This window comes from Micromonospora sp. NPDC007208 (assembly GCF_042869175.1).
In the GTDB taxonomy this organism is placed as follows: domain Bacteria; phylum Actinomycetota; class Actinomycetes; order Mycobacteriales; family Micromonosporaceae; genus Micromonospora; species Micromonospora foliorum.
On record NZ_JBIAFG010000002.1, the window covers coordinates 186,972 to 208,206 of the forward strand.

19 protein-coding genes and 1 tRNA gene are annotated in these 21,235 nt (G+C 72.0%); 11 read left to right on the forward strand and 9 right to left on the reverse strand.

The annotated features are described in order from the left end of the window. Position 1: 1 nt before the first annotated feature. Positions 2–1,597, reverse strand: coding sequence for a benzoylformate decarboxylase (mdlC, locus tag ACFYL6_RS04315; RefSeq protein WP_387167250.1), 1,596 nt, complete (start codon positions 1,595–1,597; stop codon positions 2–4). Positions 1,598–1,919: 322 nt separating this feature from the next. Between mdlC and ACFYL6_RS04320 the strand changes: the two genes are divergently transcribed. Both ACFYL6_RS04320 and ACFYL6_RS04325 read left to right on the forward strand, forming a co-directional pair. Continuing rightward, on the forward strand, positions 1,920–2,510 hold the full coding sequence (locus tag ACFYL6_RS04320; RefSeq protein WP_112582369.1) for a YqgE/AlgH family protein: 591 nt from the start codon (positions 1,920–1,922) through the stop codon (positions 2,508–2,510). An 88-nt stretch (positions 2,511–2,598) separates the two neighbouring features. Beyond that, positions 2,599–2,671 (forward strand) — tRNA-Ala (locus ACFYL6_RS04325). A gap of 133 nt (positions 2,672–2,804) precedes the next feature. Here ACFYL6_RS04325 and ACFYL6_RS04330 read toward each other — a convergent pair. From ACFYL6_RS04330 to ACFYL6_RS04355, 6 genes are all read right to left on the reverse strand, one after another. Further along, the gene (locus ACFYL6_RS04330) at positions 2,805–3,065 is read right to left on the reverse strand and encodes a YciI family protein (RefSeq protein ID WP_387167253.1); all 261 of its coding nucleotides are present in this window, start codon (positions 3,063–3,065) and stop codon (positions 2,805–2,807) included. Between the two features lie 91 nt (positions 3,066–3,156). Further along, on the reverse strand, positions 3,157–4,461 hold the full coding sequence (locus ACFYL6_RS04335; protein WP_387167256.1) for an acetyl-CoA carboxylase biotin carboxylase subunit family protein: 1,305 nt from the start codon (positions 4,459–4,461) through the stop codon (positions 3,157–3,159). Further along, the gene (locus ACFYL6_RS04340) at positions 4,454–5,419 is read right to left on the reverse strand and encodes a sulfotransferase domain-containing protein (RefSeq protein ID WP_238662816.1); all 966 of its coding nucleotides are present in this window, start codon (positions 5,417–5,419) and stop codon (positions 4,454–4,456) included. Before ACFYL6_RS04340 ends, ACFYL6_RS04335 begins: the two co-directional genes overlap by 8 nt. 50 nt (positions 5,420–5,469) lie before the next feature. Further along, complete coding sequence (locus tag ACFYL6_RS04345; RefSeq protein WP_387167259.1) at positions 5,470–6,690, reverse strand: hypothetical protein; 1,221 nt, start codon at positions 6,688–6,690, stop codon at positions 5,470–5,472. Beyond that, a complete protein-coding gene (locus tag ACFYL6_RS04350) occupies positions 6,680–8,005 on the reverse strand; it encodes an MFS transporter (protein WP_387167261.1) in 1,326 nt (441 codons plus the stop codon). Before ACFYL6_RS04350 ends, ACFYL6_RS04345 begins: the two co-directional genes overlap by 11 nt. Further along, positions 7,995–9,743, reverse strand: a complete 1,749-nt coding sequence (locus ACFYL6_RS04355) for a carbamoyltransferase N-terminal domain-containing protein (RefSeq protein WP_387167264.1) — start codon at positions 9,741–9,743, stop codon at positions 7,995–7,997. The genes ACFYL6_RS04350 and ACFYL6_RS04355 overlap by 11 nt, the downstream gene beginning before the upstream one ends. Before the next feature lie 729 nt (positions 9,744–10,472). Between ACFYL6_RS04355 and ACFYL6_RS04360 the strand changes: the two genes are divergently transcribed. Beyond that, positions 10,473–10,814: a VOC family protein gene (locus tag ACFYL6_RS04360; RefSeq protein WP_387167268.1), complete on the forward strand. Its 342-nt coding sequence runs from the start codon at positions 10,473–10,475 to the stop codon at positions 10,812–10,814. An 84-nt stretch (positions 10,815–10,898) separates the two neighbouring features. Here the strand turns inward: ACFYL6_RS04360 and ACFYL6_RS04365 are convergent, their stop codons facing one another. Then, entirely contained in the window at positions 10,899–11,021 is a 123-nt protein-coding gene (locus ACFYL6_RS04365; protein ID WP_030490864.1) for a 50S ribosomal protein L36, read from the reverse strand. A 124-nt stretch (positions 11,022–11,145) separates the two neighbouring features. Between ACFYL6_RS04365 and ACFYL6_RS04370 the strand changes: the two genes are divergently transcribed. Beyond that, positions 11,146–12,066, forward strand: coding sequence for a lytic polysaccharide monooxygenase (locus tag ACFYL6_RS04370; protein WP_387167271.1), 921 nt, complete (start codon positions 11,146–11,148; stop codon positions 12,064–12,066). A gap of 28 nt (positions 12,067–12,094) precedes the next feature. Here the strand turns inward: ACFYL6_RS04370 and mgrA are convergent, their stop codons facing one another. After that, positions 12,095–13,090, reverse strand: coding sequence for an L-glyceraldehyde 3-phosphate reductase (mgrA, locus tag ACFYL6_RS04375; RefSeq protein WP_387167273.1), 996 nt, complete (start codon positions 13,088–13,090; stop codon positions 12,095–12,097). 70 nt (positions 13,091–13,160) lie between these two features. Here mgrA and ACFYL6_RS04380 point away from each other — a divergent pair, with 70 nt between their 5' ends. The 7 genes from ACFYL6_RS04380 to ACFYL6_RS04410 all read left to right on the forward strand — a co-directional run bounded on the left by ACFYL6_RS04380 (position 13,161) and on the right by ACFYL6_RS04410 (position 21,216). Then, positions 13,161–14,141 carry an aldo/keto reductase gene (locus ACFYL6_RS04380; protein ID WP_387167275.1) on the forward strand — a complete coding sequence of 327 codons (981 nt, stop codon included), beginning with the start codon at positions 13,161–13,163 and terminating at the stop codon, positions 14,139–14,141. After that, complete coding sequence (locus ACFYL6_RS04385; protein WP_387167278.1) at positions 14,138–14,644, forward strand: hemerythrin domain-containing protein; 507 nt, start codon at positions 14,138–14,140, stop codon at positions 14,642–14,644. The genes ACFYL6_RS04380 and ACFYL6_RS04385 overlap by 4 nt, the downstream gene beginning before the upstream one ends. A 55-nt stretch (positions 14,645–14,699) precedes the next feature. Continuing rightward, a complete protein-coding gene (locus tag ACFYL6_RS04390; RefSeq protein ID WP_387167281.1) occupies positions 14,700–15,944 on the forward strand; it encodes a sensor histidine kinase in 1,245 nt (414 codons plus the stop codon). Next, positions 15,941–16,591, forward strand: a complete 651-nt coding sequence (locus ACFYL6_RS04395) for a response regulator transcription factor (protein ID WP_238666568.1) — start codon at positions 15,941–15,943, stop codon at positions 16,589–16,591. The genes ACFYL6_RS04390 and ACFYL6_RS04395 overlap by 4 nt, the downstream gene beginning before the upstream one ends. A gap of 76 nt (positions 16,592–16,667) precedes the next feature. Then, a complete protein-coding gene (locus ACFYL6_RS04400) occupies positions 16,668–17,744 on the forward strand; it encodes a hypothetical protein (protein ID WP_387167285.1) in 1,077 nt (358 codons plus the stop codon). A 56-nt stretch (positions 17,745–17,800) separates the two neighbouring features. Next, a complete protein-coding gene (locus ACFYL6_RS04405) occupies positions 17,801–19,261 on the forward strand; it encodes a magnesium chelatase (protein WP_387167288.1) in 1,461 nt (486 codons plus the stop codon). 2 nt (positions 19,262–19,263) lie between these two features. Further along, positions 19,264–21,216, forward strand: a complete 1,953-nt coding sequence (locus ACFYL6_RS04410; protein ID WP_387167290.1) for a VWA domain-containing protein — start codon at positions 19,264–19,266, stop codon at positions 21,214–21,216. The last annotated feature ends 19 nt before the right edge of the window (positions 21,217–21,235 follow it).

Sequence of the window (21,235 nt, forward strand, 5' to 3'; positions counted from 1 at the left end):
TTCAGAGGAGGCTGGGCACCTCGGTGCTGATCGGTATCGGCAACACCGTGGGACGGTCGGCGCGCAGCCCGGTGGCGAGCGCCGCGCCGAGCTGGTCGGGGGTCTGCACCACCTCCGTGGCGCAGCCGTAGCCGGCCGCGATCGCGATGATGTCCAACCCCGGCAGGTCCAGGCCGGGAACCCCGGGGGTGTGCTTCAGTTCGGCGAACGCCTTGAGGATCGCGTACTGCTGGTTGACCGGGACGACGACCACCACCGGCAGTGCCAGGCGCGCGGCCGTCCAGAGTGCCTGCACGGAGTAGTGGAAGGAACCGTCGCCGATCACCGCCACCACCGGGCGACCGCGCCCGGTGTCCCGCTCGGCCAGCGCGACGCCGACCGCCGCCGGCAGGCCGTAGCCGAGGCCACCGCTGGCCATCGTGAAGTACGACGCCGGGCGGGTGATCCGCAGCCGACGACGCAGCGCGGACAGATTGGATGGTGACTCCTGGACCAGCACGCCGTCGGCCGGCCAGTGTGCGGCCAGCGCGGCGAACAGGGCGTCGGCGCTCAGTGGGGTGCCGACCTCCGGCGGTGGCGGTGCGTCCCGGCGCGCGGGTGCCGGCCGGTCGCTCGGCGGCACCCGTTCGACAAGCGCGGCCAGGGCCAGCCCTGGGTCGCTGAGCAGGCTGTCACCGACCGGGGCTCGGGCGGCCTCGTCCGGGTCGTCCGTGACGTGCAGCAGTCGGGCGCCGTCGGGCAGGTGCCCGCCCGGCACGTACGGGTAGTAGCGGAACACCGGGGCGCCGATGACCAGCACCGTGTCGTGCCCGCGCAGCGCCTCGGCGAGCGGACCGATCGCGTACGGCAGCACGCCGCGGAAGTGCGGGTGGTCCTCGGGGAACACCGCCCGCTCGGGGGCGGGAGCCGACCAGACCGGCGCGGCGAGCTGCTCCGCCAGCGCGACCGCGGCCGGCCAACTCGCGGAGCGGTCCACCCCCGGCCCGTACACGAGCACCGGGTTACGGCTGCCGGCGAGCACCCGAACGAACTCGTCCAACCGCTGGGGGTCCGGTGCGAACCGGGTGGCCACCGTTCGCGGCGCGGGCGGCGGGTCGGCCGGCTGGGCCCAGTCGTCCATCGGCAGGGAGAGGAAGACCGGCCCGGCCGGTGGCTGCACCGCCGTCGCGTACGCCCGCAGCACCGCCGCGGGGATGTCCTGCGCCCGGGCCGGCTCGTAGGCCCACTTCACGTAGGGCTGCGGAAGCTCGGTGGGTCGGCGGTTGGTCAGCCGGGGTTCGAGGAGCAACATCTCCCGCGTCTGCTGGCCGGCGGTGACGATCAGCGGGGTCTTGTTGTGCCAGGCGGTGACCAGGTTGCCCATGCCGTTGCCGGTGCCCGGGGCGGTGTGCAGGTTGACGTGGGCGGGCACTCCGCCGGCCTGGGCGTAGCCGTCGGCCATCGCGACGGCCGTCGCCTCGTGCAGCGCGTGGACGTAGTGGAAGTCGGCGGGGAAGTCCTGGAGGAACGGCTCCTCGGTGGAGCCGGGGTTGCCGAAGACGGTGGTCATACCGAGGGTGCGGAGCACGTCGTACGTCGCGTCCCGGACAGTTGCCATCGCCACCCGCCTCCTTGTCGCGGGCAGGGGCGACCGCGGTCGCCCTCCCGATCAGCCGAATCTATCGGGATGTGACGGACCTTTCGGGCGTTTCCCAGCCGTCGGTGGTCCCGACCCGTCGATCACCGGGAGGTCTGTCGCCGGGTGTATCGGCCCTTCGTCTTAACTGTCCGATCACCCGCCGGTCAGACCTTAGCCAGCACCCAGGACGCAGGCTATGGTGCCAGGCATGGCGTTGACAGCGCGGCTGAACCCGATGCGCCGGGCGGATCCGGTCGATGACCGGCCCCCGGCGCGGGCTCACGGTTGACGGGTGTGTGGCATGCAGGGAGAGGGCCAGGCGATCGGCGGACGAGCGATGGAGTCGATGACCGGGCGGCTGCTGGTCGCGACTCCGGCGCTCAAGGACCCCAACTTCGACCGTACGGTGGTGCTGCTGGTCGCCCACGAGCCGGGCGGCGCGCTCGGCGTGGTGCTGAACCGGGCCACCGAGGTGCCGGTGGCCGAGGTGCTCGGTGACTGGAGCGACCTGGCCCGCCACCCGGCGGTGCTCTTCGAGGGCGGCCCGGTGCAGCCCGACTCGGCCATCTGCCTCGCCCGGATGCGGCACCCCATGCGCCGGGTGAAGGGCTTCCACCAGGTCTCCGGGGCGGTCGGCACGATCGACCTCTCGGTCGACCCGGAACGGCTGCGGGAGAGCATCGGCGGCATCCGGGTCTTCGCCGGCTACTCCGGCTGGGGCAGCGGCCAGTTGGAGCAGGAGATCGCCGACGGGTCCTGGTTCGTGCTGGACGGGCTGCCGGGGGACGCCTTCGTCGACCGGCCCGACGACCTGTGGCCGATGGTGCTGCGCCGGCAGGGCGGGATGATGGCCGCCGTCGCGCACTTCCCGCCGGACGTGGCGCTCAACTGACCCGGCTCGGCGGGGGACCCCGCGAGATGACCATGCGGGCCGGTCTGTGTATAGTTTCCCAGTGCCCGGGCGACCGGGACGACAGCAAGGGGCCGTGGCGCAGCTGGTAGCGCACCACACTGGCAGTGTGGGGGTCAGGGGTTCGAGTCCCCTCGGCTCCACCCTTGAGAAACGCCCTGGTCGGGATAATCCGACCAGGGCGTTCGCTGTTGCTGGCGGTGCCGTCCAGAGCGTTCCCGCGGCCGTCGGTGGACCGGCACCCCGCAGTCCCGGGGCGCCCACCAGATCGCCTGGCTACCGGACGATCGGTGACCACTCCCGCTGGCTGGCGATCGTCACCCCGGGGGTGCGGTAGTAGGGGTCTTCGGCGACGATCGCGGCGAACGCCTGGGCATCCGGGACGTCGAAGACCAGCAGTGCTCCGGAGTCGTCGGCGAACGGCCCGGCCATGACCAGCCGGCCCTCCTGGTGCAGGGCCTGGAGACGCTCCCGGTGCGCCGGTCGGGCGGCGAGCCGGTCGGGTTCGTCGCCGAAGGACAGCTCCAAGATGAACACCGGTTCCTCCTCATCGGGGGCGATCTCTCGAAGCACCCTAGTCGATTCGGCGCGTCACCACCGTCTTGTCGCGGACGCCCGTCGGCGGCGGTCAGGGATCGACGATGACGTCGATCGCCGCGCTCACCTGACGCTCCAGTTCGTCGAGGTCGTCGAGGGTTGGGGCGTCGATCAGGAACGTCACACCGCGGTCACCGGACTCGCGCAGCTCACCGAGGCGGGCTCCGCGTTCCTTGAGCACGATGACGTGCCGCAGGGCCGGCGGGTCGTCGGCCTCGCCCGGGGTGATGACCGGCCACGGTTGTCCCTCCGGCACCCACTGCGGCTCCACGCCCGGCCAGCGCAGCTTCACGTCCTGCAACACTCCGGTCGGCTGGGGCAGGTAGACCTGGCGGGCGTACCGCCGGGGTGCGGGGTGCGTCGCCGGCTCGTCGAGCGCCACCTCCATGATCGTCTGCTCCAGCGCCCGACCGGTCGCCAGGTGGTAGAGCGGCATGATGCCATCGCCGGGAGTACGGGCGGCCACCTCCATCAGCACCGGCCGGCCGTCCCGGTCGAGGCGAAGCTCGGTGTGCACGATGCCGGCGACGAGACCGAGCCGGCCCACGATGTCGCGGTTGGCGGCGAGCAACCTCTCGTGCTCCGCGCCGGGCGGTGCGGGCACGGTGTGGGCCATCTCGACGAACCAGTCCGAGTCGTCCTCGGTGGTCCGTTTCTGGGTCGCCGACTCGAAGATGATCCGACCGTCTTGGACGACCGCCTCCACCGAGTACTCGGCGCCGGTGACGTACTCCTCGACCAGCAGGGTCTCCGCCGCCGGATACTCGGTGAGCAGCGCGGGCAGGGCCGCGGGGTCACGCACCGCCTGGACCCCGGAACTCGACCGCCGGCCCGAGGGTTTCAGCACCGCCGGGAACCGCACCGAACCCACGTCGAGCTCGGCGCGCCCCTGCGGTGGGACGACGACCACCCGGGGGCTCCACTGCGCCAGGTAGAACCGTTGCAGGTACTTGTTGCGACACACCCGCGCCGCGCGTACCCCCGGCCCGGGCAGGCCGAGGGCATCCGCCACGATCCCGGTCTGCTCGACGAGCATCTCGCCTGCGGCATAGACGCCGACGATGTCGTACTCCTGCTGCCAGCGCTGGACGTGGGCGACCACACCGGAGGTGAAACTCCCCTCGATGCCGACCTCACCGGTGACGAACGCCGCGTCGGTGAGGTACGTCCCGGGGCCCTCGCCCCGGGCCATGGCGGCCGTCGTGTCGGCCCGCCACTGCTCCGAGGTGATCAGCAGGATCCGCAGCCCTCGACCGGCGAGGTCGGCGAGGAAGCCCCAGTTGCGGGCGATCACCCGGTAGCCGCCGAGCAGCAGGAAGGCACGGGCCTCACTCATAGCCGTACTGCTCCAGGATGTCGCCGAACAGCTCGGTGAAGCGGGCCTCGTTCCGCTTGGTGAACCGCTCCCGCCAGGTGCCCGTGGTGCCCCGGAAGAAACTCCAGGAGCCCTGGTCGTAGACCTTGCCGGCGACCTCCTCGGCGTCCGCGGTGGACCCGACGTGGCTCAGCAACCGGTCCACGGCCTCAAGCTGGCGTTGCCGGGACCCGCCCCCGCGCTCGCCGACGAGGTCCTCGTAGCTGACCTTGCACACGTCGGGGTGGCGCAGCAGCCACAGCCCCCTCTCGAACTGGTCGCGGCCCAGGAAGGACGTGTCCCGCATCGCGTAGTCGAGTTTCTCCTCCCAGGTCGGCAGGGAGGTCAGGATGCGGTGGAAGATGTCGAACTCGTAGAAGTTGCCGTACCCCTCGCGGGTCCGCCCCTCCAAGAAGTTGACCATGGAGACCAGGGCGTCGCGGGGGTCGCGGTAGTTGTAGACAAGCGGCGGGGTGGCGGTCTCCACCCACTCCGCGAAGAAGGACCCGTCCACCTTGCTGATGTCCAGCTCGTGGAAGATCCAGCAGAGCCCGGCCGGGGTGTCCGCGAACCGGGAGTACGGCAGGTGCGGGTTGGTGATCACCGAGTCGGCGAAGTCGAACCGGGTCTGCCCGTACCGGTTGACGACGTGCTGGCCCAGCCGGCGTTGCCAGTGCCAGCCCAGGGCGGACCAGGCCTCCTGGGTGCGGAGCAGGTACTCCTCCGTGCCCTCCAGCTCCAGCAGCTCGTCGTAGTCGGACTTCGACAGGGTGAGCGCGGCGATCTGACGCCGCTGCGCGTCGGTGAACTCCGGGGTGTTGCGCGGGGTCGGCCGGGGCACCCCGGCCATCTTGTACCCCAGATTGGTCATCAGACCCTGCATGAGGTGGGTGCCGGTCTTCTGCAGCGAGATCACCATGGCACGAGGGGCCAGCGGCATGTCGGTCTCCCGGTGGTCGTGCGTCGGATGCGACGCGAAATGAGGGGGAATCAGCGGACGAAGGCAGCCAGGTGGCCGGTGGTGCGCTCGTCGAGGAAGCGGAGGAGCCGGGCGAACGGCTCCCGCCGTCGCTCATCGGGTGTCCACAGCCACAGCTCCCGTTTGGCGACCCGGGCACCCCGGCGGAACTTCGGGGCGAACGCCTCGAACCCGAGGCGGTACCGGGGTACGCCGGCCCGGATGCACGACTCGACCGGCTGCCCGAACACCAGGTGGTGGTAGGCGACGCTGGTACCGGTGACGTCGTAGTCGCTGCCGTAGCCGAGGGTGCAGCAGCCGTGCCGGCCGTACATCTGCACGGTGCAGGCGAGGACCTCCGCGTCGGAACGGCCCGCCACGGCCACCCGGATCGCCCCGGGGAGCACCGCCGCCAGGTACGCGCGGGCCGCCCGCAGCTGGGGCCGGTTCGGTGCCGCGCCGTTGCGCTCGCCGGTGCGTGCCTCAAGGTCCACGATCCGGTCGACGTGCTCGGCCAGCGGCACCTCGCGGACCTGGAGCCCGGCCCGGGTCACCTCGCGCTCGGCCAGCCGGTAGTTGCGGCGCGTCTCGGCGTTCTGCCCGTCCAGGAACGCCTGGTAGGTGGCGTAGCCGCCCAGGTGTAGCGCGGACGCGGCGGTGACCGAGCCTCGGACGAAGCCGGCGGCCTCCAGCAGGTCACGCAGCAGGTCGTCGTCGGTGTCCACGTACGGCAGGACCACCGCTCCCGCGCGACCCTGCCGGACCAGCTCCTGCAGGGCCGCCACCACCTCCCGGCCGGCCTGCCGCCGGCGGGTGACGTCGACGTCGGGGGCGGTGAACAGCGGGCTGCGGTCGTAGGTACGGACGACGAGGGGCTCACCGACGGTGGTGGTGAGCCAGTCCGCGAGATCGCCCGACTCCGGTGCGTCCGGGCCGAGCGCGCCGAGCAGGGCCCGGTGCTCGGCGCGGATCCGGGTCGCGTCGTCGTCCGGGGTGAGCCGGAGGAACTGTTCCTCGGTGAGGAGTTTCCACGGGTGGCTGAACAGGCCCGTCCCGGCCACGGCGGTGACCGCGTGGATCGCGGCCACCGGCCCCCGGTCGTCGTCGGCGGTGACCAGCACCGCGGTGCCCGGCTCCAGCCGTTCGCGGAACAGCAGGTAGCCGTGGGCCGCGTCGGGTTCGGCGTCGGCGGCCAGCCGGGCCCAGGTCTCCTCGTCGACGGCGCCGATGCCGTCGGTCACGTCAGTCGCCATGCCGGGTGGACCGTTCCTTCCGGGTCGTCGTGTCCGCGAGGGCCCGCACCTCGGACATCTGGGCCGCGGTGCGCAGCGGAGAGGCGTACAGCAGTAGCGAGGAGACGGTGAGCGAGACGGCCACCACCCAGACCGCCGTGGTCGCCCCGGCCAGGTCGGCCAACACCCCGCCGATCAGTGCCCCGACCGGCAGCGAACCGAAGGCAGCGATGCGGTAGCTCGCCGTCACCGCGCCGAGCAGGACGGGAGGGGGGACCTGCTGGCGCACGGTGACCGCCAGGACGTTGTAGACCGCCAGAGCCGCCCCGTTGATCACGAAGCCCGCCCCGAGCAGCACGGTCGCCGTGCCGGCCGCGGCGAGCCCGGGCACCAGCAGCAACCCGAGCGCGGCGACCGTGATCGAGACGGTCAGCGCCCGGCCGAGGTGCAGTCGGGCCCCGACCCGCCCGGCGACGAGGGAGCCGACCAGCGCCCCGACGCTGCCGAGCCCGATGACCAGGCCGATCAGGCCACCGGAGAGCCCGAGGGTGCGCACGCCGTACACCAGGAAGACAGTCGCGAAGGCCTGCTCGTGCAGGTTGAACAGGGCCGACTGCACGCACAGGTCCCGGATCGGTCGGCTGCGCCAGACGTAGGCCAGCCCGGCCCGGATCGTGGGCGCGTCGCCCCGGTCGGTCGCCGGCCGCAGCGCCCGCGCGGGGAGGGCGGCCATCGCCATCGCCGCCGCGCAGAACAGTGCCCCGGTGACCACCGAGGCCCAGGAGGCGCCGGCGGACTGCACGATGAACCCCGCCGCCGCCGGCCCGGCCATCTGGGTCACCGACGTGGTGGCCTGCAACAGGCCGTTGCCGGCCACCAGCCGATCGCCGTCGAGCAACCGGGGCGCGGTGACCTGGGACCCGATGTCGTGCAGCACCGCCGCCGAGCCGATGAGGAACGCGCCCACCAACAGCGCGGTGAAGACCAGACGGTCGGTGGCGGCCAGGGCCCCGATGCCGAACAGCACGACGCCGCGCGCCGCGTTGCCGGTGACCAGGATCCAGCGCAACGAGGTACGGGCGGTCCAGGTGCCCACGAGTAGGGAGAACGCCAGCACCGGCACGAACTGGGCCGCGCCGACCAACCCCACCTGGGTGCCGCTGCCGGCCAGCAACGTCACGACCAGCAGGGGCAGCCCGAAGGCGGTGATCTGGTGTGCCGACCGGGCGGCCAGGTCGCCGAGCCAGAGGGTACGGAAGGCCGGCTCCCGCAGCGGCGGGCGCGGTGGTGCGCCAACCTCCGTACCCTCGGGCAGGCGCCGGATGTCAGCTGACACCGGTGCCGGTGACGCTCGCTGACGCGTCCGATGAGGTGACTCTGCGGTACAGCGCGTTCTCGCTCCAGATGAGGTCGACCTGGCCCCACTCCATCGCCGACACCACGTCGGGGAAGAAGCTGCGGCCGTTGTAGTTCGCGCTGGTGTTGCAGAGCACCGGGATCCCGCTCCACTTGTGGTACTCGCGCAGGACGGCCGCGAGCATCGGATTGTCCTCGGCGCTTACCGTCTGCAACCGGGCGGTGCCGTCGAGGTGGATCGCCGCCGGAATCCGGTCCACCCAGTCCGGGCGTACCCGGTGGTCGAAGAGCATGTACGGGTCTGGAGTGCCCGGGTCGAAGACCGCCGGAGCGTGATCGGTCAGGCAGATCGGGGCGACCGGCCGGTAGTTCTCCCGACGCTTCATCCGGTTGAGCTCGTCCTTCATGGCCGGGTCCACCGCCGGGGCGAGGATGCTGCGGGCGCCGAGGGCGCGAGGGCCCAACTCGGCGCGGCCGTGCAGGACCACCACCGGCTTACCGGTGCGGTGCAGCAGCCGGGCCAGCTCCTCCGGTCGACAGGGGGCCACCGTCCAGCCCGCCGGGACGTGCGAGTTGTGCACGAGGTCGGGGCCGGCGAAGACGTTCCACGAGATCGGCGCCAGTCGCTGCTCGCCGCTGACCAGGATGGCGCCGGTGCCGACGGCCGAACCCGAGTCGTCCGGGAAGGGCGGCACCGACATCTCGCGGATGGCCTTGTGCGCCCGCATGGCGCTGTTCCACTTGATGTTCAGGGCGCAGCCGCCGGCGAAGCAGAGGTTCCAGGGGCCGTCGCCCTTCCAGGACTGGGCCTTGGCCACGAGCCGCTCGACGAGCAACTCCTCGATGAACTCGTGCACGCTGGCGAGCACGTCGTCGTCGGAGACGCCCAGTTGGTCGGTGCGCCGACGGACGTCCTCCAGATAGGCGTGGACGTAGGCGTGGGAGGGTTCGCCGGTGCTGCCGCAGCCGATGATCTCCTCCCGGTACTTGCGGACGGCCGGGCTGTTGGCCTCGAAGTGCTCGTGGAACAGCTCCCCGAGGACCTGCTTGATCGGCTCCCGGGCGGTGCCGAGAGCGATGTAGGCCATCAGCTTCCCGGCCACCGAGAGGTCGTCGACGTTGCGGGACAGCTTGTCGCGGCGGTACGGCCCGAAGTGCTGCGAGGCCATCGAGTAGAAGTGCCCGATCAGCGGGAAGACCTCGCCGCCGGGCTCGATGCGGCCGTCCTTGTCCACCGAGTAGAGCCGGGGGAAGCAACCGCCGTCCCAGACCAGGACGAGACTCGGCTCGCCCCGTCGGGCGAAGGGGCTGGTGCTGTACGCGGCGGCGAGGTGGCTCGCCACGTGCACGTGGCTGACGTACGGGACGGTGGCGTCGCCGATGGGCAACTCGCCACGGTGGCCCGGCTGTGCCGGATTCGGCACCCGCTCGGTCTCCCGGTAGGGCGCCAGGCGGACGTCGACAGGGCTGCCGTTGTTGAGCCGGTGGGCCTGCCCGTGGATGGCGCCGTCCCAGCCGTCCAGTGCCCACTCGTCGACGTCGGAGATCTTGTACCCGAAGTCGCCCAGGATCCGGGCGATCAGCGTGAGGTCGTCCACGTCGCTGTATCGGCGGTTGTTCTCCAGCTTTTGCGCCTCGACGTTGAACTCCAACACGTCGTCCTGAAAGAGAGCGACGCCCCCGCTCTGGGTGAGCTTTACTCCGCACGTAATACGCATAGATGCCTCTCCCCGTTTTTGGCGACTTCAAAGTCCTATCGATGTTCCACCGGCAAGTCAACCCCTCGGCCATTGCCGACACCGGTCAGGGTTGCTGTCGGCTGGGCGAAGGGAAGTGGTGTCGATCGATGTAGCGCATCGCCCGGCGTCATACCAGGAAGGGTTGTCGAGAGCCATCTCGGAGATCCCGCAATGCCTATCGGCGTGATGGGATATGGAATTTCCGTCATCTGAAATTTGCGCGTTACGAGTTGGTAACCCAGCGATGTCGGCTGCCAGGGTTGGTGGGGAGCCCGATCGCCGCCTGGGCTGTCTCGGGCGGCATATCAGCAGCTCAGCATGGCTGTGACGTGCATGGGGGATTAATGAGTGGCGATGAGGCCAGTTGGCGTCTATCTTCGACCGGGGGTGCCGCGCGGTGCGGGGGCCTCCCGGTCGACGAAGCGGATCTTGAGCGATGGATACGCGATATCCTGCAATCGACGCATCCACTCCGACTCGGCTCGGAACTGCGGCGCGCCGAGCGCGCCGCGAGAGCCAGATTCTCCGATCCGACAATTGCTCAAGCGGTCCATCGTGCCGTCGCGGCAACAATGAACAGGCGTGATTGAGCGTCCCGCATCGGGCACGCGCCACCTGCGCTTTCGGGTCAAGAAAAGCGCCGGTCCGTCAGGCTTGTCTTCTCATTGTCCGGGCCGGTGCGTCGGTCCACACCCTTACCATGGCCCGATGGCCATCGACCTCTTCGCGGGTATCCCCGTCCACGACTACGGCCGGGCAGCGGCCTGGTACGAGCAGCTCCTCGGCGCCCCGCCGGCGTTCCTGCCCAACGACACCGAGGCGGTGTGGGAGCTCGCCGACCACCGGTACGTCTTCATCGAGGTGCGGCCCGAGCACGCCGGGCACGCCCTGCACACCATCTTCGTCGACGACTTCGACGCTCGGCTCACCCAGATCGCCGAGCGCGGCCTGAAGCCGACCGAACGCGAGACCTACGACAACGGCGTCCGCAAGGCCATCTTCCGTGACCCGGACGGCAACGAAATCGGTTTCGGCGGTGCGCCCGCCTGACCGGGCCCGCCCGCCACACGCGAAACGCCCTGACCGGATGACCCGGTCAGGGCGTTGACGACTGTATGTCCGTTAAGGGCTGGATCAGCCCTGACGGCTCTTCCACTGCGGGTTGGCGCGGTTCACCACGACCACCCGGCCGCGACGGCGGACCACCACCGAACCCGGCTTCTGCTTCAGCGCACGCAACGAGCTACGTACCTTCATCTCTGCCTCCTCGGTGCAAGCGGTTCCGTGTATCGAAACGCCACACCCACCCGCCGGATTCCCGGCCGGTCAGCGTCGAACCTTTGCCGCCTCGCAGCCGTACCAGTGGGCGGAGGTCATCCTCATGCCCGTACGCCGGCTCCTCGCCACGGTGCTGGTCGCTGCCGCGACCGTGCCCCTGGCCGCCACGCCCGCCGTCGCCCACGGTGCCCCGACCGACCCGGTCAGTCGCGCGGCGGCCTGCGGACCCGAGGGCCGCTACGCGACCACCAGCGCCTGCCGGGCGGCGATCCAGGCCGGCGCGGCGGTCCGCGAATGGGACAACGTACGCGTCGCCGCCATCAACGGGCGAGACCGGGAACGGATCCCGGACGGTGAGCTGTGCAGCGGCGGGCTGTCCGCGTACCGGGGGTTGGACCTGCCCCGCACCGACTGGCCGAGCACCGAGCTGACCACCGGCGCCACGTTCACCTTCCGGTACCGGACCACCATCGAGCACCGGGGCACCTTCCGGCTCTACGTCACCACGCCCGACTACGACCCCCGCAAGAAACTGACCTGGGCGGATCTGGAGTCGCGCCCGTTCCTGACGCTGACCGACCCGCCGGTGCGGGCCGGGGCGTACCAGTTGGCGGGCCGGCTGCCGGCGGGCCGCAGCGGCCGGCACCTGATCTACACGATCTGGCAGAACTCCAACACCCCGGACACCTACTACTCCTGCTCGGACGTGGTGTTCCGTGGTGCCAAGGCCACCGCCACCCCGGCGAAGGCCGGCGCGGCGAAGAGCGCGCCGGCTGCTCCGCGTACCGCCGCGAGTAGCCCGACCGCCACCGAGTCGGCGGCGCCGGCGGCGGCCGACCCGGGCGTGCCGGTGGCCTCGGTGACCGACCTCGGTGGCCGGTGGCCGGTGCTGGCCGGTGCCGCCGCCGTGCTGGTCCTGGCGCTGCTGATCGGGGCCGGGCGGCGACGTCGCAGCGCCACCGCCCCGGTGGGCCGGCTGTGCGAGGTACGCAACCACCGGGCCGGGCGGCGCCGGATCTGGTGACCCGACCCGCCCGGGGCCCGGCGGTTGATCAGCCGAGGTGGCGCTCGATCTCGGCCAACTCGTCGGCGGAGAAGTCGAGGTTGTCCAGCGCGGCGATGTTCGTCTCCAACTGCTCGACGCTGCTCGCCCCGATGATCAGGCTGGTCATCCGCGGGTCACGCAACGCCCAGGCCAACGCGAGTTGGGCCAGCGACTGGCCGCGCCGCTCGGCGACCGCGCCGAGCCCACGGATCGTGGCCATCTTCTCCTCGCTGAGGTCGCTCTCGTTGAGGAAGGCGCTTGTGCGAACCCGCGAGTCGGCCGGGATGCCGCCCAGGTAACGGTCGGTCAGCAGGCCCTGGGCCAACGGGCTGTACGCGATGCAGCCCGCGCCGACCTGCTCCAGCGTGTCGAGCAGGCCGTCGGACTCGGTCCAGCGGTTGAGCATCGAGTACGACGGCTGGTTGATCAGCAGCGGCGTACCCAGCTCGCGCAGGATCGCGGCGGCCCGCGTGGTCTGCTCCGAGTTGTAGTTCGAGATGCCGACGTAGAGCGCCTTGCCGGAGCGGACGATGGCGTCGAGCGCCCCCATCGTCTCCTCCAGCGGGGTGTCCGGGTCGAACCGGTGCGAGTAGAAGATGTCGACGTAGTCCAGCCCCATCCGGCCCAGCGACTGGTCCAGCGACGAGATCAGGTTCTTGCGCGAGCCCCACTCGCCGTACGGGCCGGGCCACATCAGGTACCCGGCCTTGCTGGAGATGACCAGCTCGTCCCGGTAGGGCTTCAGGTCGGTGGCGAGCATCCGGCCGAAGTTCTCCTCCGCCGAACCGGGCGGCGGGCCGTAGTTGTTGGCCAGGTCGAAGTGGGTGACACCCAGGTCGAAGGCGCGGCGCACGATGTCGCGCTGCCGTTCGAACGGGCGGTCCGGACCGAAGTTGTGCCACAGCCCGAGCGAGACGGCGGGCAGCCGCAGGCCACTGCGTCCGCTGCGCCGGTAGGTCATGGTGTCGTAGCGGTCATCCGCGGCGAGGTAGGTCACGATCATGAGCCTAGCTCCGGCCCAGCGTGCTGCGGATCGGGCGTGGAAACCGGGACATCGGGGTAGTTTCGACGCCATGCGTTTCATTGCGCTCGACACCCCCAAACCGCTGTCCAAGATCGGGTTGGGCACCTGGCAGTTCGGCTCCCGGGAATGGGGGTACGGCCCGGACTTCGAGCGGCAGGCGGCGCAGATCGTCCGTCGGGCCGTCGAGCTGGGCGTGACGGTCTTCGACAGCGCGGAGGTCTACGGCTTCGGGCGCAGCGAACGCATCCTCGGCGCGGCCCTCGGCGACGACCGGCCGAAGGTGGTGGTCGCCACCAAGATCCTGCCGGTACTGCCGGTGGCCGCGGTGGTGCAGCAGCGGGCGGTCGCCTCGGCGGCCCGGCTTGGTGTCACCAGCATCGACCTCTACCAGGTGCACCAGCCCAACCCGCTCGTCGCCGACCACACCACAATGCGCGGGATGCGAACCCTGCAGGATGTCGGCTTGGTCGGCGAGGTGGGGGTGAGCAACTACGGGCTGCGCCGCTGGCAGGTCGCCGAAGCGGCACTCGGCCGGCGCGTGCTCAGCAACCAGGTCCGCTACAGCATGCTCGACCGCGCACCCGAGCAGGACCTGCTGTCGTACGCGCGGCAGGCCGGTCGGGTGGTCATCGCGTACAGCCCGCTGGCGCAGGGCTTCCTCTCTGGCCGCTACGACGCGAAGAACCCGCCGACCGGCGCGGTCCGGCGCGCCAACTCGTACTTCCTGCCGGAGAACCTGGAGCGCGGCGCGGCGCTGATCGACACCCTGCGCCAGGTCGCCGACGCCCACGACGCCACCCCCAGCCAGATCGCGCTCGCCTACCTGCTGCGCCACCCCAACGTGCTCGCCATCCCCGGGGCCTCCGGGGTCGAGCAGATGGAACGCAACGCCGCCGCCGCGGACATCGACCTCGCCGACGACGAGTACGCGGCGCTGGCCGAGGCCGCGAAACGCTTCCGCCCCATCACCGGACTCGCCGCGATGCCCGCGATGCTGCGGGCCCGGTTCGCCAACGCAACGGAGAAGTGAGCACAGTGGACGACATCACCGCGCTGATCCTGGACGACCACGCCGCCTTCCGGCGTGGCTTCGCCCGCCTCGACGACGCCCGCGACGAGCAGGAGATGCTCGCCATCTGGGACGCCCTCGCCCTGCACCTGGACATCCACGCCGAGGCGGAGGAGGCGATCCTCTACCCGCACCTGGTCAAGCACGGCGACGACGGCGAGGACGAGACCGCCGACGCGATCGGTGACCACAACAAGATCCGCGACGCCATCGCCGAGTCGAAGCTGCACCCGGTCGGCTCGGACCAGTGGTGGGAGGCGGTCGGCACGGCCCGCCGGGAGAACAGCGAACACCTGGCCGAGGAGGAGGACGAGGCGCTGCCCGACTTCCGCCGGCACGCCAGCACCGAACTCCGCGCCGAGCTGGGCCAACGCTGGCTGACCTTCTACGGCGAGCACAAGAACGGCCGCAACCTGCCCTTCCGCGACAAGGACCCGCAGCAGTACGTCGCCGACCACCGCTGACATCTCCCCGACGCGGGGGAGTCGCCGGGACCGATCCGGGCAGCAGAATGGCGAGGTGAACCTCCGAGCGGCGCTGGCCCCGCTGGTCGCCGGCACCACCTGGCGACGCGGCGTCTTCCTGCTGCTCGGCGGCGTGCTGGCGCTGCCGTACGGGCTCCTCGCGGTGACCTTCGCCCAACTGCTCGCCGACACGGAGATCCCGCGCCCACTGGTGTACGTCCTGCTGGTCATCGCGGTGCTGATCGCCGTCGTCCCGTTGCTGCTGGACGGCAGCCGAGCATTGGAGATCGCCGCCGTCCGGGCCCTGCTCGGTGTCGACCTGCCCGAACCCGCGCCCGGGCACCACGGCGACCGGGAGACCCGGCTGCGCAGCGCGCTCTGGATCGCCACCCACCTCATCGTCGGCGCGCTGGTGATGCTCGCGCTGTTCAGCGCCCTACCGATGGCGCTGGCGTTCATCGCCCAACAGTTCGGCGTCGGCGCCGAGCTGACCAGTCGGGAACGGTTCGGGCCGCTGGACGGACAGGACAGCGGATGGCTGACACTGACCGGGGTGCTCATGCTGGTCGGCCTCGGCTACGCCGTCGCCGGGCTCGGCGCGCTCGCCGGGTCCATGGCGCCGGTGCTGCTCGGCCCGGCTCAGGCGGAGCGGATCGCCGCCCTCGAAGCACAGGCCACCCGGCTCGCCGAACGCAACCGGCTGGCCCGGGAGCTGCACGACTCGGTCGGCCACGCGCTGACCGTGACCACCCTCCAGGCCGGGGCCGCCCGCGAGGTCCTCGACACCGACCCGGAGTTCGTCCGGCGGGCGCTCACCGCCATCGAGGACGTCGGACGGACCGCGATGGACGACCTCGACCACGTGCTCGGGCTGCTCCGGGAGAACGGACGCGACCGGCCCCTGGTGGCACCGCAGCGTACCCTCGTCGACCTGGACCGGTTGGTCACCGACGCCCGCGCGGCCGGCCTGGCCGTGCACGCGCATCGCGCCGGCGACCCGACGCGGGTGCCCGCGGCGGTCTCCCGGGAGGGCTACCGGATCGTCCAGGAAGGACTGACCAACGCCGCCCGGCACGGCCACGGGCCGGTGACGGTACGCCTGGACCTGCACCGGGACGCGTTGGAGCTGGAACTGGTCAACGCGGTGAACCACCCCGGCCGGCCCCGGCCGGGGCGGGGCGGTCGAGGTCTGGACGGCATGCGGGAGCGGGTGCTGCTGCTCGGTGGCCGGCTCACCGTGGGCCCGGACGGCGACCGGTGGCTGATCCGGGCCCGCCTGCCCTACGAGGAGACGCGATGACCACAGGCGTCCTCATCGTCGACGACGACGAGCTGATCCGGATCGGGCTGCGGGCGATCATCGACGCCCAACCCGACCTGCGTGTGCTCGCCGAGGCCGCCGACGGGGCCGAGGTGCCGCCGCTGGTCGCCCGGCACCGACCCGACGTGGTGCTGATGGACGTGCGGATGCCCGGCATCGACGGCATCCAGGCCACCCGGCACCTGCTGGCCACCTCCGCCGACCCGCCCCGGGTGCTGGTGGTCACCACGTTCGCCAACGACGAGTACGTCTACGAGGCGCTACGCGCCGGCGCCTCGGGGTTCCTGCTCAAACGGGCCCGGCCCGCCGAGGTGGTGGAGGCGGTCCGGGTGGTCGCGGCGGGTGAGTCGCTGCTCTTCCCGGCCGCGATCCGCCAGTTGGTCGGGGCGTACGGGCCGGCGGGCGGCGACCGGTTGAGCGCCGCCCGGCTCACCGAACGGGAGGCCGAGGTGCTGCGGTTGATGACCACCGGCCGGTCCAACCCGGAGATCGCCGCGCACCTCGTGGTCGGGGTGGAGACGGTGAAGACGCACGTCGGCAACGTGCTGGCCAAGCTTGGCGTCCGCGACCGTACCCAGGCGGTCATCGCCGCCTACGAGTCCGGCTTCGTCACCCCGTCGGGCTGATCGGTCCCTCGGCCGGGGGAGTGGGTTCACCGCCGGCCGGGAGGGCGCCGACCTGCTGTCGGACCAGGCTGAGAGCATGACGACGATCACTGCCTCCCCACCCCGCGCCGGCTCCCGCTGGCCGGACCGGCTCGCCCCACTGGCCGCCGGTTGGTTCGGCCTGTGGGGCGTACTCGCCCTGGTCGGCACGCTCACCGGCGCCGGCTACCCGTTCGGCCCGAACGACCCCCACGGCGGCGACGTCAGCCTGCTGCGCCTGGTGCCGGTGGAGGTGGCCACCCCGCTCTTCGCCGGCGTCCTGCTCACCGCCGCGGTCGCCGCGCTGGCCATGAGCCGCCCGGCGGCACGCCCACCCGGCCCGCTGCGGACGCTGCTCGCCGGCTACGGCTGGGCGGTCGCGTTCGTGCTCGTCCTGGTCGTGCCGGATGTCCGGGTGCTGATCGTCCTCGGCTACCTGCCGATACTGATCGTCGGGGCGCCGTTCGGCTGGCCTCCGGTCGACTACTCCGACATCTTCAACTGGGCGCTGTTCGGCCGGTTCGCGGCGTTGGCCGGCGGGCTGCTGCTGGTCGGGGCGGTACTCACCTGGCAGCGGCGTACCGCCGGGGCCTGTGTCGGTTGCGGCCGCGCCGACACCGTCCAGGGGTGGACCACCCCGGCCGCCGCCACCCGCTGGGGTCGGTGGGCCGTCGGCATCGCCGCGGCCATCCCCTTCACGTACGCGCTGACCCGGTTCGCCTGGGCGGCCGGCATCCCGCTCGGCATCTCCCGCGAGTTCCTGACCGAGATGCAGGACACCGGGCTGGTCTGGGCCGGGTTCGGGCTGGCCGCGTTCGCCACCGTCGGCGCGATCCTCACCCTCGGCCTGGTGCAGCGCTGGGGCGAACGGTTCCCGCGCTGGATGCTCGGGCTCGCCGGCCGGCGGGTGCCGGTGAAGCTGGCCGTGGTGCCGGCCACCCTGGTCGCCATCTCCGTGACCGCGGCCTCGCTGGGGCTGCTCAGCAACCCCCAGTTCTGGCGGCTGACCGGCGGCTTGAGCATCACCGGGGCGCCGATGCTGCTCTGGCCGCTGTGGGGCGTGGCGCTCGGCGCGGCCGCCTACGCGTACCACCTGCGCCGCCGCGGCGCCTGCCGGCGTTGCGACAGGGGCTGAGGGTGGTAGCGGGGGTGCCCCTTATGCCCGGGGCACCCCTGCGAAAGTGAGCTAGCGTGGGTCGGGTGACTGCGCCTACCCCGGTAATCCCGGTTCCACCGGCCGACCTGCCCGGCACGCTCGGCGCGCTACGGGCGGCCGGTCACCAGTACCGCACCGTCAAGCAGGAACTCCGCGACAACCTCCTCGCCCGGATGCGCTCCGGCGAGACCCGATTCCCCGGCATCGTCGGCTACGACGACACCGTGCTGCCCGAGGTCGAGCGGGCCCTGCTCGCCGGGCACGACATGGTGCTGCTCGGCGAGCGCGGCCAGGGCAAGACCCGGCTGATCCGCGCGCTGGGCGCGTTGCTCGACGAGTGGACCCCGGTCATCCCCGGCTCGGTGCTCAACGAGCACCCGATGCACCCGCTCACCCCGGCGTCCCGCACCCAGGTCGCCGAGGCCGGCGACGATCTGCCCATCGGCTGGCTGCACCGCTCGATGCGGTACGGCGAGAAGTTGGCCACCCCGGACACCAGCGTCGGCGACCTGATCGGTGACGTCGACCCGATCCGCATCGCCCAGGGTCGTACCCTCGGCGACCCGGAGACCATCCACTTCGGGTTGGTACCGCGCACCAACCGGGGCATCTTCGCCGTCAACGAACTGCCCGACCTGGCCGAGCGCATCCAGGTGGCGCTGCTCAACGTGCTCGAGGAGCGGGACATCCAGGTTCGCGGCTACCAACTGCGCCTGCCACTGGACCTGCTCCTGGTGGCCAGCGCCAACCCGGAGGACTACACCAACCGGGGCCGCATCATCACTCCTCTCAAGGACCGGTTCGGCGCGGAGATCCGCACCCACTACCCGGTCGACCTGGAGTTGGAGCTGGCGCTGATCCGTCAGGAGGCCGATCTGGTCGCCCACGTACCGGAGCACGTGCTGGAGGTGCTGGCCCGCTTCGCCCGCGCCGTCCGGGAGTCGCCGTCGGTGGACCCGCGCTCCGGTGTCTCCGCCCGGTTCGCCATCGCCGCCGCCGAGACGGTCGCCGGTGCCGCGCTGCGTCGCGCCGGGCTGCTGGCCGCCTCCGCCACCCCGGAGGGACGTCCCGAGGCCGCCGTCGCCCGCGTCGGTGACGCGGTGTCGGTGACCAGCACGCTGCGCGGCAAGGTCGAGTTCGAGAGCGGCGAGGAGGGCCGGGAGACCGAGATCCTCGCGCACCTGCTGCGTACCGCGACCGCCGAGACGTTCCGCGCCCACCTCGCCGGATTGGACCTGTCCGGGTTCACCGCCCTGGTCGAGGACGGCGCCGCGATCGAGACCGGCGAGTTGGTAAGCGCCACCGAGCTGCTGCGCCAGGTCGGCACCGTACCCGGCTTGGCGAAGGTCCTGGACCGGCTCGACCTGGGCGACGCGCCCACCTCGGGGGAGGCCGCCGCGGCCGTCGAGTTCGTGCTGGAAGGGCTGCACCTGACCCGCCGGCTCGGCAAGGACGTCACCGACTCGGGGCGCACCGTCTACGGCGGCCGGGGCTGACCGTGGCCGGCAACCGGTTCCGTTACGGGCAGTGGAACGGCGGGCCCGACCCGCTCGCACCCCCGTACGACGTGCGCGAGGCGGTGGACGCGGTCGGCGCGGAGGTGCTGGCCGGCGGCAGCCTGCGGGAGGCGCTGCGCGACCTGTTGCGCCGTGGCCCGCAGGGACGGGGTGGCCTGGACGACCTGGCCGCCCGGGCTCGGCGGTTGCGCCGGGAGGCGCTGCGCCGGGGCGACCTGGACGGCGCGGTGACCAGGGCCCAGGCCCTGCTCGACCAGGCCCTCGCCGCCGAGCGGGACGAGCTGCGGGGTCGCGACGACGAGGCCGCCCGCTTCGCCGAGGCGGTACTGGACAATCTGCCCCGCTCGACCGCACGGGCGGTGGAGGAGCTGTCCGGCTACCAGTGGGTCAGCGACGACGCCCGCCGCTCGTACCAGCAGATCCTCGACCAACTCCGCGACGACGTGCTCGGTCAGCGCTTCGCCGGGCTGCGCGACGCGGTGCGCGCCTCCGCCGACCCGGCCGCCCAGCAGCGGCTCGCCGAGATGATGGGTGACCTGAACGACCTGCTCGCCCGGCACGGTCGCGCGGAGGACACCACCGACGCGTTCGCCGAGTTCATGCGCCGGCACGGCGACTTCTTCCCGGAGAAGCCGGAGACCGTGGACGAGTTGATCGACGTGCTGGCCCGCCGGGCGGCCGCCGGTGAGCGGCTGATGAACTCGCTCTCCGAGCGGCAGCGCGCCGAGCTGGCCGGCCTCATGCAGCAGTCGCTCGGCGACCGCCTCGCGGGGGAGTTGTCCGCCCTCGACGCGAACCTGCGGGCCCTGCGACCCGATCTCCGTTGGGGACGGGGCGAGCGGGTCCGCGGCGACCAGCCGCTGGACTACGCGGACGCGGCCGGCGCGCTGGGTGAGATCGGCGATCTGGACGACCTGCTGGACCAGCTCGACCAGGAACACCCGGGGGCGACCCTCGACGACGTCGACGTCGACGCGGTGGCCCGCACGCTGGGCCGGGACGCGGCCGACGACGTTCGCCGTCTGCGCGATCTGGAGCGGGAGCTGCGCCGCCAGGGTTGGGTGAGCCGGGACGCGGAGGGGCTCACCCTGAGCCCGAAGGCGCTGCGCCGGCTCGGCGGGACCGCGCTGCGGCAGGTCTTCGCCGAGCTGACCGCCGGGCCGCGCGGCCAGCACGACCTGCGCTCGGCCGGTGCGGCGGGCGAGGTCAGCGGTGCGTCCAGGCCCTGGCAGTACGGCGACGAGCAACCGTTGGACGTGGTCCGGACGTTGACTCGGGCGGTCAGTCGGGCCGGGCCGACGGTTCCGGTGCAGCTCGAGGTGGACGACTTCGAGGTGGTGGAGACCGAGAGGCGGGCCTCGGCCGCGGTGGTGCTCTGCGTCGACCTGTCGTACTCGATGATCTCCCAGGGTCGTTGGGGGCCGATGAAGCAGATGGCGCTGGCGTTGGCGCACCTGATGGAGACGCGATTCCCGCAGGACGCCCTGCAGATCGTGGGCTTCGGCCGGGAGGCGATGACGCTCACCCAGCAGGAGTTGGCGGCCGTGGAGCCGGACATGGAGCAGGGCACCAACCTCCAGCACGCGCTGCGGTTGGCGGGCCGGCACCTGCGCCGCCACCCGGACGCCGAGCCGATCGTGCTGGTGGTCACCGACGGCGAGCCGACCGCCCACCTGGACCCGGACGACGGCGAGGCGCTGTTCCACTGGCCGCCGCTGCCGGAGACGATCGAGGCGACGGTCCGCGAGGTGGACCGGCTGAGCCGCTACGGGGCCACGCTCAACCTGTTCATGCTCGGCGACGACCCGGGCCTGCGGCGCTTCGTCGACGCGGTGGCCCGCCGCAGCCGGGGCCGCATGTTCACCCCGGACACCGACGACCTGGGCGAGTACGTGGTCAGCGACTACCTCCGCTCCCGCCAATCCCGCCGCTAACTGCCGGCGGGGCGGGTTG